The sequence below is a fragment of the Synechococcus sp. R5-13 genome (assembly GCF_047462015.1).
Lineage (GTDB): Bacteria > Cyanobacteriota > Cyanobacteriia > Thermostichales > Thermostichaceae > Thermostichus.
Genome location: NZ_JANSIL010000004.1, coordinates 1 through 1,634, shown reverse-complemented (window position 1 = coordinate 1,634; position 1,634 = coordinate 1). Strand labels below are relative to the sequence as shown.

The following is a 1,634-nucleotide window of genomic DNA, read 5'->3' as shown; positions in this document are numbered from 1 at the left end:
CCCCCCCGGCCCACCTAACTGCACTATGGCGGCGCGCTTAGCGCCGGCGTCAAGGGCGCGCTCCGCGCGCCGCTCCGCGGTCGAGACCCTTGACACCGGCGCGGGCCGCGCCGCTCTCTGGCTTCTAGGTGGGCCGGGGGGGTTCAGGTTCGGGTAAGCCAAGTTCGGTGCTCAGTCACCGCCGGCGCCGTAGCCACTGCTGGATCTGGCGGCGCCGTAGCCACTGCTGGATCCACCACCGTCCATCTGGATCTGGCGCCGCCGTAGCCACTACTGGATTTGGCGCCGGTGGTGGAGTTGAAGTCCCTTCTTCAAAAGATTTCAATACCTTCTTCAAAAGACTTCAATGCCTTCTTCAATAGACTTCAACATCTTCTTCAATAGAGTTCAAGGCAGGCTGCAAACATACTGATACAGGCTCAACTGCTCTCCCCAAGCGGCTTTCAGGTGGGTAAGGTGGACAGCGATAGCTGAAGCGTAATGAGGCTCTTTGTCCCATATACGCTTTAAGGATGAGACGAATTGTCCCAACTAAGAAGCCGGAAACCTAATCCACACAAGGATTCTTGGTTGGCGCTTACTTCTTTATTTAAATGGGCCTTATCTGCAGCCTGCCTTGAACCCCGTTGACAGCTTATAGGAGTCTTAGTTGATTGACAGCTTGTAGGGGTCTTGGTTGACAGTTTGAAGGTGGCTTACTAGCCTAGTTCATTTTATTAGATTGGTGGCCACGGGGCACCGGCCGTAGCCCCAAAGGGGCTCAAGTAGGCTGGTAGTGGGCACCGGCCGGTGACCCCCAAGGAAGACAGCAGTCAGAAGGAACCAGGTTGTCCATCCTATTCACGCCGGCAGGCCGGAACACTATCCCTCTTCTTCCCTTCTCAAGCCATCTTTGCTCTCTTTCCGCTCGCTGTCTCGCTATCTGCTCCATAAGTTTCTGTTTCGTTATCGCCAGTATCTGAGCCACATTAATGGGCCCTGGATCTGGATCCCTCACTGAGCCGTTACTAGCTGGCTGTTTGTTCATATCCAAACTTTCTTCCTCTATATGAGAAGAAGTTGTATAGAGATCTGAAGGGGCGCTGGGAGCCTTGCTGTGACTGGCATCCGGCGTTTCGCTTTCCATGACCGTGGACACCGTGTCCACAATCGTGGACACCGTGTCTCCAACCGTGGACACTGTATCCGCGTTCTTTGATTCCTCGACCCAAAGCTCTATTCCCCCATAGACCTCAAAGCGGAAGTCAGATTCTGGCTCAGCCCTGAGCTCCGCTATCGCCTTGTAGAAGGCGGATTTGCTGATTCCCAACTGCACACAGAAGTCCTTGACGGTGGTTCTCAGTTTCCATCCACGCTTTCTGGCGGCTAGAAGCCAGTTATAGACGTAGCCCTTCACAGTGAGCATACCCATGCGGTACTGTGCTTTCAGGTCTTGGACTGTTAGCCTCAAGTGCGGTACAGTTGTCGTAGTCATTTAGATTCCTCCATTTGACGAATCTAGTTGGTGTCACGGTCGGGAATCCCTCTCCCGACCGTCTTCGTCATTAGTCTACGCCTGTTTGGGGCTGTTCCAACCCACCACCGGCGTCAACCAAACGAGCGCCAGTGGGGTATAGGTCACGGACTTCCCCCCC

General features: G+C 54.6%; 1 protein-coding gene. It reads right to left on the bottom strand.

Translation table 11 applies throughout. The annotated features are described in order from the left end of the window. Nucleotides 1-760 precede the first annotated feature (760 nt). Complete coding sequence (locus tag NW840_RS00170) at nucleotides 761-1,474, bottom strand: hypothetical protein (protein ID WP_414341598.1); 714 nt, start codon at nucleotides 1,472-1,474, stop codon at nucleotides 761-763. Nucleotides 1,475-1,634: the final 160 nt, after the last annotated feature.